10 protein-coding genes are annotated in these 12652 nt (G+C 66.3%); 6 read left to right on the forward strand and 4 right to left on the reverse strand.

The window, feature by feature from the left end:
• Positions 1-2 precede the first annotated feature (2 nt).
• Positions 3-767, reverse strand: coding sequence for an alpha/beta hydrolase (locus EPO41_RS01875; RefSeq protein ID WP_296319661.1), 765 nt, complete (start codon positions 765-767; stop codon positions 3-5).
• Positions 768-856: 89 nt separating this feature from the next.
• Here EPO41_RS01875 and EPO41_RS01880 point away from each other — a divergent pair, with 89 nt between their 5' ends.
• Positions 857-3097 (forward strand): arylsulfatase, encoded by a 2241-nt coding sequence (locus EPO41_RS01880; RefSeq protein WP_296319663.1) that lies wholly within the window; start codon positions 857-859, stop codon positions 3095-3097.
• Positions 3094-4314 (forward strand): MFS transporter, encoded by a 1221-nt coding sequence (locus EPO41_RS01885; protein WP_296319664.1) that lies wholly within the window; start codon positions 3094-3096, stop codon positions 4312-4314. Before EPO41_RS01880 ends, EPO41_RS01885 begins: the two co-directional genes overlap by 4 nt.
• On the opposite strand, the gene EPO41_RS01890 is transcribed toward EPO41_RS01885, so the two are convergent.
• Positions 4301-5260 carry a tripartite tricarboxylate transporter substrate binding protein gene (locus EPO41_RS01890; protein WP_296319666.1) on the reverse strand — a complete coding sequence of 320 codons (960 nt, stop codon included), beginning with the start codon at positions 5258-5260 and terminating at the stop codon, positions 4301-4303. The genes EPO41_RS01885 and EPO41_RS01890 overlap by 14 nt on opposite strands.
• 176 nt (positions 5261-5436) lie before the next feature.
• A complete protein-coding gene (locus tag EPO41_RS01895) occupies positions 5437-6651 on the reverse strand; it encodes a CoA transferase (protein ID WP_296319668.1) in 1215 nt (404 codons plus the stop codon).
• Positions 6652-6787: 136 nt separating this feature from the next.
• Between EPO41_RS01895 and EPO41_RS01900 the strand changes: the two genes are divergently transcribed.
• Genes EPO41_RS01900 through EPO41_RS01915 form a run of 4 tightly spaced genes read left to right on the forward strand, consistent with a single transcriptional unit; the run spans position 6788 to position 10975 of the window.
• On the forward strand, positions 6788-8239 hold the full coding sequence (locus tag EPO41_RS01900) for an amidase family protein (RefSeq protein WP_296319670.1): 1452 nt from the start codon (positions 6788-6790) through the stop codon (positions 8237-8239).
• A gap of 25 nt (positions 8240-8264) precedes the next feature.
• Positions 8265-9047, forward strand: a complete 783-nt coding sequence (locus EPO41_RS01905) for an SDR family NAD(P)-dependent oxidoreductase (RefSeq protein WP_296319673.1) — start codon at positions 8265-8267, stop codon at positions 9045-9047.
• A 28-nt stretch (positions 9048-9075) separates the two neighbouring features.
• On the forward strand, positions 9076-10239 hold the full coding sequence (locus EPO41_RS01910; protein ID WP_296319675.1) for an LLM class flavin-dependent oxidoreductase: 1164 nt from the start codon (positions 9076-9078) through the stop codon (positions 10237-10239).
• 40 nt (positions 10240-10279) lie between these two features.
• Positions 10280-10975, forward strand: coding sequence for an isochorismatase family protein (locus EPO41_RS01915; protein WP_296319677.1), 696 nt, complete (start codon positions 10280-10282; stop codon positions 10973-10975).
• A 157-nt stretch (positions 10976-11132) separates the two neighbouring features.
• On the opposite strand, the gene hydA is transcribed toward EPO41_RS01915, so the two are convergent.
• Complete coding sequence (hydA, locus tag EPO41_RS01920) at positions 11133-12578, reverse strand: dihydropyrimidinase (protein ID WP_296319679.1); 1446 nt, start codon at positions 12576-12578, stop codon at positions 11133-11135.
• Positions 12579-12652: the final 74 nt, after the last annotated feature.

Here is a 12652-nt window from a genome sequence, read left to right on the forward strand (position 1 = left end):
GGCTACTCGAGCCAACCATCGAAGAAGTCGAACACGGTCGCCTTGAACATCGGATGGCCGATGCAGGAGAAGTGATCGCAACCCGGCAGCGTCACGGCCTTGGCGCCTGGAATGGCCTCGGACAGACCTTGCGGCGGGCCGGCCAGCTGGTCGCGCGCGCCGGCGACCACGAGCGTCGGGCGGCGGATCGCCATCAGCGAATCGCGGGTCAGCGGGAGGCGCGGGCCGCGCGAGCAGGCGGCCAGGGCCAGCCGGTCCTCTTTCTGCTCGTCGGCGAAGTGGCGGAAACTCTTCAGCATCGGGTCGGCGATATCGTCGGGGTTGTCGGCCTCCATGGCCTCCGCCATCGCGCCCTCGGTGCGAGGCGGATCGAAGAGTTTGCCGCCGACGCCCGCGACCACGAGATGGTCGATGCGGCCGGGATCGAGCAGGGCCGCCGTGAGGGCGATGTGCGAGCCCATCGAGAAGCCCAGGACATGCGCGCGCTCGACGCCGGCATGGTCCATTAATGCAAATACATCGCGGGCCATCGCCTCGCGGTCGTAGAGGCTCGGATCGTGCGGCTTGGCGCTCTCGCCGTGGCCGCGATTGTCGAGCGCGAAGCCGCGAAGCCCCTTGGCGGCGATGGCGTCGTACCAGCCCATGCGCTTCCAGTTCTCGTGGCGGTTCGCGGAGAAGCCGTGCACCAGCACGATCGCCTTGCGGCCATCGGCGGGACCGAATTCGTCATAGGCGAGGTCGAGCCCATCGGAGGTGAAGTGAGCCATGACTTTCCCTAACAAGTGGCATGAACTGCGACAAGGTTGATCGCGCTGCCCAAGTGTCGGACAACCGCGGGCAACGAAAGAGGAAGCGCATGACGGGACATCAGGGGAAGATCGGCAAGACGGTTCAGGAGTCACAGCCCCACTGGCCGGAAGCGCCCAAGCGGCCAAAAGGCGCCCCGAATATCCTGGTCATCCTGTTCGATGATGTCGGCTTCTCCGACTTCGGCTGCTACGGCTCGCCGATCCACACGCCCGCGATCGATGCCATCGCCAAGCGCGGGCTGCGCTACACCGGCTTTCACACCACCGCCATGTGCTCGACGACGCGCGCCGCGCTGCTCACCGGCCGCAACCATCATTCGGTCGGCGTCGGCTGCCTCGCCAACTTTGATTCCGGCTATCCCGGCTATCGCGGCAAGATCAGCCGTGAGGCGGGCACCATCGCCGAGATGCTGCGCCCGCACGGCTATCGCAACTACATGCTGGGCAAGTGGCACGTGACGCCGCTCACGGAGTCCGGCGCCACCGGCCCGTTCGACGGCTGGCCGCTGGGCCGCGGCTTCGACCGCTATTACGGCTTCATGGATGCCGAGACCGACCAGTACGCGCCCGAGCTGGTGCGCGACAACACGCCGGTCGATCCGCCGGGCACCTTCGCCACCGGCTATCACCTGACATCGGACCTGGTCGACCAGGCGATCCGCTATCTCGCAGACCACACCGCAGACAATGCCGAGATTCCGTGGCTCACCTGGGTCGCTTTTGGTGCCTGCCATGCGCCGCACCAGGCGCCCTTCAACCTCGTCTCCAAGTACGATTCGGTATTCGCCGAAGGCTGGGACGTAGAGCGCGAAAAGCGCCTCGCACGGCAGATCGAGATGGGCGTCGTGCCTAAGAGCACGCTGCTTCCGCCGCGCAACGATTCGGTGCGGGCGTGGGCGGAGGTGGCCGAGCCGGAGCGCCGTATGTTCACGCGGCTGCAGGCCGCCTACGCCGCCATGCTCGACCATGCCGACCAGCATATTGGCCGCCTGATGGCCTTCCTCGAAAGCGCCGGCCAGCTCGACGACACCCTGGTCATTGTCATGTCAGACAACGGCGCCAGCCAGGAAGGCGGCCCGTTCGGCATGATCAACGCCATGGGTCCCTACAACCTTCGCCGCGAATCGCTCGAGGAGAAGATCGCGCGCATCGAGGATATCGGCGGACCCGACACCCATTCCAATTTCCCGTGGGGTTGGGCGATGGCGGCCAACACCCCGCTGCGCCGCTACAAGCAGAACACGCATGGCGGCGGCATCCGAGATCCGCTGGTCATGGCCTGGGACAAGGGCATCGCCGCGCGCGGCGAGCTGCGCCATCAGTTCTGCCACGCCAGCGACCTGGTGCCGACCCTGCTCGACGTCGTCGGCATCAAGCCGCCCAAGGTGGTCAACGGGGTGAAGCAGATGCCGCTCGAAGGCACCAGCTTCGCGAAGAGCCTCAAGAACGCGAAGGTGAAGTCGAAGACCAAGCCGCAGTATTTCGAGATGTTCGGCCATCGCGGCCTGGTGCAGGACGGCTGGAAGGCGGTCTCGTTCCATCCGCCGGGGGCCGACTTCGCCAACGACAAGTGGGAACTCTACCACCTCGACCAGGATTTCAACGAAACCAACGACCTCGCCGAGAAGGAGCCGGAGCGGTTGAAGGCGATGATCGAGGAATGGTGGCGGCAGGCCGAGGCGCACAAGGTGCTGCCGCTCGACGACCGCTTCGCGCCGCGCTTCGCCGACAATGCCAAGCGCTTCCACGGCCCGCGCAACCGCTTCGTCTTTCACGCCGGCATGGGCCATGTCCCGACTGACGTGGCGCCCGACGTGCGCAACCGCACTTACACGATCGAGGCCGACGTCCATGTCGACGGGCCGATGACCGAGGGTGTTCTGATCGCCCATGGCGATATGACGACCGGCTATTCGCTCTACATGAAGGACGGCAAGCTCGCCTACGACATGAACATTGGCGGCGAGCATCACCTGATCGTCTCCGATCGTCCGGTGCCGGCGGGCAACCGCAAGCTGGCGGTGCGCATGCGCCGCAACCAGGGCCGCAATCTCGCCACGATCCTGATCGACGGCGAGCCGGCGGGCAGCTTCGATACCCAGAACGGCTTCGTGAGCTTCATTTCCTGGTCGGGCCTCGACATCGGCCGCGACCGGTCGAGCCCGGTGTCGCACTACGAGGCGCCGTTCGCCTTCACCGGCAAGCTGCGCAAGGTCACCGTGCTGATGGACGACGACCAGGTGCTCGATGCCGAAAAGGCGGCTGCGGCGGCGCTGGCGCGCGAGTGAGCGAAGCCCGCCCGGGGAGGGGCATCGACAGCGCCTATGCGTGGCGGCTGGCGCTGGTGTCGATGGCCTGCGTCGCGCTGGGCGGCGGCGGCATCTATCTGCCCATGGTCGGCCTCAAGGAGATGGCGGCCGATTTCGGCGACCAGCGCGCCGTGCCGTCCTTCGCCTACATGGTGGGCTTCTTCGGCATGGGCGTGGGCGGCGTGTTCATGGGCTGGCTCGCCGACCGCACCAGCCCGCGGGTGCCGCTGCTGATCGCCGGCGTCTCGATCGCCCTGGGCGGTTGGGTCGCCTCGCGCGGTGGTGAGATCGCGCTCTACGCCGGCTACGCGATGCTGCTGGGTTTCTTCGGCAATGCCGGCACCTTCACGCCGGCGATGAACAACGTGCAGGGCTGGTTCGAGAAGCGACGCAACATGGCCGTCGCGCTGATCTCGATCGGCCCGGCCGTGGCCGGTTCGGTCTGGCCGCAGGTCTATCGTCTGCTGCTGCCGGAGATCGGCTGGCGCGATACGTTGCTGGTCTACGGGCTGGTGTCCGGTGTGCTGTTGCTGCTGGGCGCTCTCTACGTCCGTGCGGCACCGACCCTGCGCGGGCCGGGCGGGCGGCGGCGCGAGGAGAAAGTGCATCTGCCGCTGCCGTCCTCGACGATCATGGTGCTGCTGTCGGCGGCCGGTTTCTGCTGCTGCGCCGCCATGGCGATCCCCTTCGTGCACATGGTGGCGTTCTGCGGCGACCTCGGTTATCCGGCGGCGCGTGGCACCGAGGCGGTGTCGCTGGTGCTGGTCTCGGCCATCGTCGCCACCTTCGTCATGGCGCGCCTCGCCCAGCGCATCGGACCGCTGCCCGTCAGCCTGCTCTGCTCGGTGATCCAGATCGGCTCGCTGGTCGGCTTCCTCTACGTGCGCGACATCAACGGCATCTACGTGCTGTCGCTGCTGCACGGCATTCCCTTCATCGCCATCGTCCAGGGCTATGCGCTCAACCTGCGCTTCCTCTACGGCCCGACCATCGCCGGATGGCGCTTGGGAGTCGTGATGCTGTTCGCCATGGCGGGCATGGCGGCCGGCGGCTGGCTGGGCGGCTTCATCTTCGACGCGACGCTCTCCTACACCTCGGCCTTTCAGTCGGCGCTCGCCTTCAACCTGCTCAACCTGATGCTGCTGGGCATCCTCTACACGGCTCAGCGCCGGCGGCAGATGGTCAGTCTGCCTTGATGCCGGACTGGGCGATCACCTTGCTCCAGCGCTGATCCTCGCTCTTCAGGAACGCGGCGAACTGGGCCGCGTCCATGGCATGCGGAATAGCGCCCACGGCCAGGAACTTCTTCTGGATGTCCGGCAGACCAACCACCTTCACGACAGCGTCCGACAGCCGCCTGACCTTGTCGGCGGGCGTCTGCGCCGGCAGGAGGACCGCCAGCCACGCACTGGCTTCGAGGCCGGCAAAGCCCTGCTCGGCGATGGTCGGCGTGTCGGGGAAGAAGGTCAGGCGGTCGAGCGTGCTGACGGCGATCAGGCGCAGGCGACCGGCATCGATATGCGGCCTGGTCACAGTGACGGTATCCATGGCGACCTGCACCGTGCCGGCGACGAGGTCGTTCATCGCCGGCGGGCTGCCCTGATAGGGCACGTGAAGGATGCGCATGCCGGCCTTTGTCTTCAGCTCCTCCATCGCAACATGGCTCAAGGTGCCGTTGCCCGACGAGGGATGGCTGAGCTTGTCCGGATTGGCCCTGGCGTAGGCGATCAGCTCGGGCAGCGTCTTCACCGGTAGCGACGGATGCACCACCAGCACCATCGGCAGGTCGCAGACGCGCGCCACCGGCTCGAAGCTGGTCAGGCTCCGGTAGGTCACGTTCTTGTAGAGGTGCGGATTGATGGCCAGGGCAGCGAGCGGCGACAGGACGAAGGTGCTGCCGTCCGGCGTCGCGCGGGCGACCAGGCCGAGCGCGATGCTGCCGCCCTGACCGGGCTTGTTGTCGACGATGACGGTCTCGCCCAGCTCGGGCTTCAGCGCCTCGGCGAGCAGCCGGGCGACGATGTCGGTCGCCTGGCCGGCCGGAAAGCCGACCACCAGCTTCGCGACCTTCTCGCCCTGCGCATGGGCCGCCGGCGCAGCCAGGGTAGCGATCGAAAGTGCGCCAAACGTACGTCGTAGCATCGTGATTCTCCCTGGCAGGCTGCTGGATTAGGGTTTTTGCAGGCGCCCGGCGAGCAAAATCGGCCCGGCTGCGGTACCATGATACCTGAAGTCGCGTTTTGCTTTTTTCTTTCGTTTGATTCGTTTATTGCGTTTATTTCGTTTATCGGGGTGGACCCGGCCTTTTCGACGGTTCGCTAGATGACCTTGCGCGCCCTCAGCGCCGCGATCTCCGCCCCGGACAGGCCCAGGCCGCCATAGACTTCTTCGTTGTGCTGACCGATCGCCGGACCGGCATGGCGGACGGCGCCCGGCGTTTCGGAGAAGCGCGGCACCACGCCCTGCATGCGCACCGAGCCCAGCTCCGCGTCCGGCACGCTCACGATCGCCTGGCGGGCCTGGAACTGCGGATCGGCGAAAACGTCGGCGATGTCGTAGATCGGCGAGAAGCCGACCTCGTGACGGGTGAAGGTCTCGCGCAGCTCGGCGAGGGTCAGCCTGCCGATGGCCGCGCCGACGATCTCGTCCAGCTCACGATAGTGTTTCACCCGCGCCGGATTGAGGGCGAAGCGCGGATCCTCCAGCAGGTGCTTGAGGTCGAGCGCCGCGCAGAGCCGCACGAAGATGCTCTGGGTCGAGGCCGCGATCGACGCCCACCTGTCGTCGGCGGTGCGATAGACGTTGCCCGGCGCGGCATACTGGCTGCGATTGCCTGACCGCGTGCGCACGGCGCCGAGCTGGTCGTACTCGATCGCCAGGAACTCGAGCGTGCGCATCATCGCTTCTGTCGCGGAGCAGTCGATCTCCTGGCCGCGGCGCTCGGGGTTGCGCGCGAGGTCGTGCAGCGCGGCCAGGATTCCCAGCGCCCCGAACAGGCCCGCAACGGCGTCGGAGATCGGATAGCCGAGATGCAGCGGCCGTCCGTCCTCCTCGCCGCAGATCTGCGTGAAGCCGCTCATCGCCTCGAAGATGCGCGCGAAGCCCGGACGCCCGGCATAGGGTCCGTCCTGGCCGAAGCCGGTGACCCTTAGAATGGTGAGGCGCGGATTGAGGCCCTGCAGCCAGGCCCGCGTAATGCCCCAGCCGTCGAGCGTACCCGGGCGGAAGTTCTCGACCAGCACGTCGGCATCGGCGACCAGCTTCGCGAACAGTTCGCGGCCTTCCGGCAGTCGAAGATCGAGCGTGACACCCTTCTTGTTGCGGTTGGTGACCTTCCACCAGAGCGGTACGCCGTCCTTGTGCGGCGCCAGCGCGCGCAGCGAATCGCCCACGCCCGGCATCTCGACCTTCACGATCTCGGCGCCGTAATCGCCCAGCAGACCCGCCGCGAACGGGCCGGCCACAACCGTCGAGATGTCGACGATGCGCAAACCTTTGAGTGGGCCGGCCGGCTGTACTTCGTTCGTTGTCATTGTGCGTTTCCTCGGGTGGGCGAGAGCAGGAGTGCTGCCTCATGCAGAACGGTCAAGCCAGCCAATTCGGTTTGCTGGACAGGGAAGGCAGACAGGCGCCCGCGAAGGCTGGCACACTGCTGGCCGGAGGCAATACATGAGCAACGAACTTTGGCGTCTTACCGCAGTCGAGGCCGTTTCGCGCCTCAGGAAGAAGGAGATTTCGCCCCTCGACCTGGTGGACGCTTCGGCGGCGCGCATGGCCCAGGTCGAGCCCGCCGTGAACGCCATGCCGACGCTGTGCCTCGACCGCGCGCGCGACCACGCCAAGCGGATCATGGAAGGCAAGGCCAACGATGCCGACGGCGAAGCGGGCTGGCTGGCCGGTCTTCCGGTGTCGATCAAGGACCTGACCGACGTGGCGGGCGTGCGCACCACCTACGGCTCCCCGATCTTCGCCAACCACGTGCCGGAGAAATCCAATCCGCTGGTCGAGCGCATCGAGCGCAAGGGCGGCATCGTGGTGGGCAAGTCGAATACGCCGGAGTTCGGCGCGGGCGGCAGCACCTTCAACGAAGTCTTTGGCCGGACGCGCAATCCCTGGAACACCTCGCTCACCTGTGGCGGCTCCACGGGCGGCGGCTCGGTCTCGGTGGCGACCGGCGAGGTCTGGCTGGCGCATGGCTCCGACCATGGCGGCTCGCTGCGGCGGCCCGGCACCTACTGCTCGACGGTCGGCCTCCGCCCGTCGGCGGGACGCGTGACGCGCGGCACCTCGAACAATCTCTATTCGCCGCAGTCGGTGCAGGGTCCGATGGCGCGCAACGTCGCCGACCTGGCGCTGTTCCTCGACACGATGGCGGGCTTCTGTCCCCAGGACGCCATGACCTTCGACGCCCCCGCCGTGTCGTTCAGCGCGGCGGTGGCCAATCCCGTGCTGCCGAAGCGGGTGGCCTTCACGATCGACTTTGGCGGCCGGTTCGAGGTCGACCGCGAGATCCGCGAGATCTGTACGAAGATGGCGCAACGCTTCGAGGAGCTGGGCTGCATCGTCGAGGAGGTCTCGCCCGATTTCGGGCCGGTCGATGAAGTGTTCATGGCGTTTCGCAGCCAGCAATTCCTCGTCGACCGCGAACTGCAGATCCAGCAGCACCGCGACAAGTTCAAGCCCGACATCATCTGGAACACCGAACTCGGCCTGAAGCAGACCACGAGCCAGCTGGCCTGGGCGGAGCGGGAGCGCGCGGCGCTGTATCGGCGGATGTTCGCCTTCTTCCAGACCTACGACCTGCTGGTGACGCCCGGCGCGCCGACCGCCGCCTTCGACGTCAACCTGCGGGCGCCGGCGACCATCGCCGGCAAGAAGCTCGAAAACTATATGTCGGGCTCGACGCTCAACTCCGCCATCACCGTGACCGGCAGCCCGGCGATCGCCGTTCCCTGCGGCTTCGACAGTTTCGGCCGGCCGGTGGGCCTGCAGCTCGTCGGCAAGCCGCGCGGCGAGGCGGCGCTCCTTCAGGCCGCCGCGCTTTACGAGAAAATGGTCGGCTTCGATCGACTCCTCCCCATCGACCCCAAGCCGGGAACCGTGCCACCATCCTCCCCATAAGACGGGCCATAAAGGGGAGGAAACAATGCGGGTCGTCATTACCGGCGCGAGCCGTGGCATCGGTCGCGCGACCGCCTTGAAACTGGCGGCCGATGGCGCGGAGGCGATGACGCTGTGCGACGTGGCCTATCTCGACGAGCTCGAGGCGCTGGCCACCAACCTGCGCACCTCGGGCTGCAAGGTGCGTACGCTCAAGGCCGACATGGCCAAGCCGACGGAGCCCGCCAAGGTGATCGCCGCCGCCGTCAAGTCGATGGGTGGCATCGATGCGCTGGTAGGCAATGCCGGCATCACCGCGCCCGCGAAGCTGGTCGATCTCGACCTTGCGACCTGGAACCGCGTGTTCGACATCAACCTGCGCGCCAACTGGCTGCTGGCCAAGGCCGCCCACCCGCATCTCAAGCGCTCCCGCGGTGCCATCGTGATGCTGGCCTCGATGGCGGGCGTCGTGCCGCAGCTTCCGACCGGCGCCTACAGCCCGACCAAGGCGGCGCTGATCATGCTGACCGAGATGATGGCCCAGGAATGGGCGCCCGACGGCATCCGCGCCAACGCCGTCTGCCCGGGCTTCGTCCATACCTCGATGACGGACGCGATCTACAGCAAGCCCATCCTGGCGCGCGGCCGCGCCAGGATGGTGCCGCTCGGCAGGGTCGCCAAGCCGGGCGATATCGCCGATGCCATCGCCTTCCTGCTGGGACCGCAGGCCAGCTACATCACCGGGCAATCCTTGCTGGTCGATGGCGGCCTCGTCCATTCGGTCCTCAACCATGTGCCGGGAGTCGCCGCGACACCGAAGTCGAAGTGAAAAACAAGATGAAGTGAAAGGGAGTGAAATGAAGGCATCGCTCTTCTATCTGCCGAGCATCGCCAGCCGGGCGGAGATCGAGACCGGCATGGCCGGCATGCGGCCCGACTTCTACCAGCGCATGCTGAAGGAACTGTCCGAGCAGATCCGTCTGGCCGACGATCTCGGCTACGATTCGGTGAGCTTCACCGAGCATCACTTCCACATCGAGGGCTTCGAGCTTTCCAACAACCCGGTCCTGCTCGACCTCTACTTCGCGATGCAGACCAAGCGCATCCGCGTCGGACAGCTGGGAATCGTGCTGCCGGCCTCGAACCCGATCCGCGTGGCCGAGGATATCGCCATGCTCGACCATATGACCGGCGGCCGGGCCAATGCGGGCTTCGCACGCGGCTACCAGCGGCGCTGGGTCGACATCATGGCGCAGCAGACGCACGGCATTCACGGCGCTTTGCCCAACCAGCACGACGAGATCGACAACGCCAATCGCCTGGCGTTCGAGGAGAATTTCCGCATCGTCAAGAAATGCTGGACAGAGGAGATGCTCACCCATGACGGCAGGTTCTGGAAGATCCCGGCCGGGCCGACGCCGTGGACGCTGGATACGACCGAGAAATGGGGCAAGGGCGTCGAGAACGGCATCCTGAAGTCGGTCGGCGTCGTGCCGAAGCCGCTTCAGAAGCCGCACCCGCCGCTGTTCCAGCCCTTCGCCAGCTCCGAGAACACCGTTCGGTTCTGTGCGAAGGAGAACGTGACGCCGATCCTGCCGCCGATGCATCCCTTCCACGAGGACAAGCTCTACAGCGTCTATGCCGAGGTCTCGGGCAGGCCCAAGGGGCAGGGCACCGGCGTGCTGCGCGATGTCATCATCGCCGACACCGACGAGGAGGCGATGGCGCTGTGGCAGGATTCAGGACAGTTCTCCGGCCGCGCCTGGTTCGAGCCCTTCGGCTTCCGCAAGGGCATGGCCGATCCCAAGACCGGCCGGTTTCCCACACCGGAGGAGGTGATTGCGCAGGGCTACGCCTATGTCGGCACGGTCGATACCGTGCTGCGCGGCATGGAAGTGCAGCAGAAGCGGCAGCCTGTCGATTGGGTCTTCTGCTACACCTACAACAGCCTGGTGCCGCATCCGGTCCTGATGAAGTCGATCGAGACCTTCTGGACCAAGGTGATGCCGCGCTTCCGATAGACCTCTGGCGTTCGCGGGCACTGCCGTGGGAGTGTCGGGCATGGAAACCTCGACCAAGACGGCACGCGAACTCTACGAGGCGCTGAAAGCCGATCCGCAGCGGCGCCGTTTCGGCTTTGGGCGCAAGCCAGCCCTGGTGAACATCGATCTCCAGAACGCCTACACGCGGCCTTCCGAGTTCGCGACGGCCTACGAGACCGATCCCCGGCAGATCGAGCATGTGAACAGGCTGGCGCGCCTGCTGCGCTCCCGCGGCTGCCCGGTCATCTGGACCTTCGTCGCCTATCTCGACTCGGGCGAGGATTGCGGCGTCTGGGGAACGCGCGCCGACATGTCCGAGAGGCTGCGAAGCATCAAGGCCGGCGACCGGCGGGCCCAACTCGACGATCGCTGCGACGTCGACCGCGACCATGACATCGTCATGAACAAGCGCATGGCATCCGCCTTCTTCGAGACGAACCTGGGCTCGCTGCTCACCTTTCACCAGGTCGATACGCTGATCGTCACCGGCGGCTCGACGTCGGGCTGCGTGCGCGCCACCGTGGTCGACAGCCTTTCGCGCAGCTTCCGCACGATCGTTCCCGAGGAATGCGTCTCCGACAAGCACGAGAGCCCGCACTACGCGAACCTCTACGACATGATGGCCAAATACGCCGATGTCCTGCCGGTGGCCGAAGTGGTCGATTTCCTGGATGGCTATGAGCCTGTGACCGAGAGTTTTCGCGTCTCAGGTTAATCAAACCCACCTCATCCTGAGGAGCCACGCGTAGCGTGGCGTCTCGAAGGATGGGCAACAGGCGTGGTGTGTGTAACCCATGCTTCGAGACGGCTGCTGCGCAGCCTCCTCAGCATGAGGTTGGTGTTGGGCGAAGCGATTCATCTCTGCAGATGCGTCAATCGAAGATCGACGGATCGATCAGCGGCCGGCCGCGGGGGCGGGCGGCTTCGGGGCGGTCGCACTTCTGGAAGCGGCCACGGCCGGCGGAGCCGCTCATGCGGCCTTCCTCCATCACCACCTCGCCGCGCGAGAGGGTCATCACCGGATAGCCGGTGAGCTCGCGCCCCTCGTAGGGCGTGTAGTCGCAATTGTGATGGAGGATCGAGTTGGTGAGGCTCACGCGGCGTTCGGGGTCCCACAGCACGATGTCGGCGTCCGAGCCGACCGCGATCGTGCCCTTGCGGGGATGCAGGCCGTAGATCTTGGCGGCGTTGGTCGAACTCAGCGCCACGAACTGCTGCAGGCTGATGCGGCCCTTGTTGACACCTTCGGAGAAGAGCAGAGGCAGCCGCGTCTCGACCCCGGGCACGCCGTTGGGAATCTTGCGGAAGCTCTGCGCGGCGCCGGGCAGCTTCTTGCCGCGCACATCGTCGAACTTGAAGGCGGCGTGGTCGGACGAGAGGACCTGGAAGGTGTTGGCCGCGAGCCCGGTCCAGATATGCTCCTGGTTGTCGGTGCCGCGTGGCGGCGGCGAGCAGACGCACTTGGCGCCCTCGTCGCCGGGCTTCTCGAAATCCTCTTCGCTGAGGAACAGGTATTGCGGGCAGGTCTCGCCATAGACTCGCAGGCCGCGCGCCTGGGCGCGCTGGATCTCGTGCATCGCCTCCTTGGCCGAGACGTGGACCAGCAGCATCGGCACGTCGAGCAGCTCGGCCAGCGAGATTGCGCGGTGCGTGGCCTCGCGCTCGACGACGAAGGGCCGCGACGTCGCATGGAACTTCGCGGCCGTCATGCCCTTCAGCTCCAGCCGCTCGGTCAGCCAGGTGATGCAGTCGGAGTTTTCCGCATGGATCATGAGCATCGCCTGCTCGCGGCGGGCGGCCGCCAGCGCATCGAGCATCTCGCGATCGGTCAGCTTCACGTCGTCGTAGGTCATGTAGACCTTGAACGACGTGTAGCCGTCGGCGACCAGGGCGGTGAAATCCTGGCCCATGATCTTCTCGCTGGCGTCCGACAGGATCACATGGAACGCATAGTCGATCAGCGACTTGCCTTCGGCGCGCGCATGATACTTGTTCACCGCGTCGCGCAGGGGCTGGCCCTTGTTCTGGTAGGCAAAGGGAATGATGGTCGTGGTTCCGCCGGCCGCAGCGGCACGGCTGCCGCTCTCGAAATCGTCGCAGAAGACCGAGCCGTCTGCCGTGTCCTGGTCGAAGTGGACATGCGCGTCGATGCCGCCGGGCACGGCGATCAGGCCGGTCGCGTCGATCTCGCGGCGGCCCTTGTCGAGCCGTTCGCCCAGCGCCACCACCCGTCCGCCGACGATCCCGATATCGCCCTTCACCACGTCTGAGGCCGTGGCAATCGTCGTGTTGCGGATGACGAGATCGTACTCGGCCATTTTCCCTCCCGTTTGCCGCATTCCCATTTGCCGCACTATAGCAAGTCCCGTGCCCGTCTCCGGTCGCCCCGTCT

Source organism: Reyranella sp. (genome assembly GCF_004297265.1).
Lineage (GTDB): Bacteria > Pseudomonadota > Alphaproteobacteria > Reyranellales > Reyranellaceae > Reyranella.

What these genes read in the sequence shown, in the direction of transcription:
- EPO41_RS01875 (WP_296319661.1), bottom strand. Translation starts at nt 767, where the DNA reads ATGGCTCACTTCACCTCCGATGGGCTCGACCTCGCCTATGACGAATTC.
- EPO41_RS01880 (WP_296319663.1), top strand. Translation starts at nt 857, where the DNA reads ATGACGGGACATCAGGGGAAGATCGGCAAGACGGTTCAGGAGTCACAG.
- EPO41_RS01890 (WP_296319666.1), bottom strand. Translation starts at nt 5,260, where the DNA reads ATGCTACGACGTACGTTTGGCGCACTTTCGATCGCTACCCTGGCTGCG.
- EPO41_RS01895 (WP_296319668.1), bottom strand. Translation starts at nt 6,651, where the DNA reads ATGACAACGAACGAAGTACAGCCGGCCGGCCCACTCAAAGGTTTGCGC.
- EPO41_RS01900 (WP_296319670.1), top strand. Translation starts at nt 6,788, where the DNA reads ATGAGCAACGAACTTTGGCGTCTTACCGCAGTCGAGGCCGTTTCGCGC.
- EPO41_RS01905 (WP_296319673.1), top strand. Translation starts at nt 8,265, where the DNA reads ATGCGGGTCGTCATTACCGGCGCGAGCCGTGGCATCGGTCGCGCGACC.
- EPO41_RS01910 (WP_296319675.1), top strand. Translation starts at nt 9,076, where the DNA reads ATGAAGGCATCGCTCTTCTATCTGCCGAGCATCGCCAGCCGGGCGGAG.
- EPO41_RS01915 (WP_296319677.1), top strand. Translation starts at nt 10,280, where the DNA reads ATGGAAACCTCGACCAAGACGGCACGCGAACTCTACGAGGCGCTGAAA.
- hydA (WP_296319679.1), bottom strand. Translation starts at nt 12,578, where the DNA reads ATGGCCGAGTACGATCTCGTCATCCGCAACACGACGATTGCCACGGCC.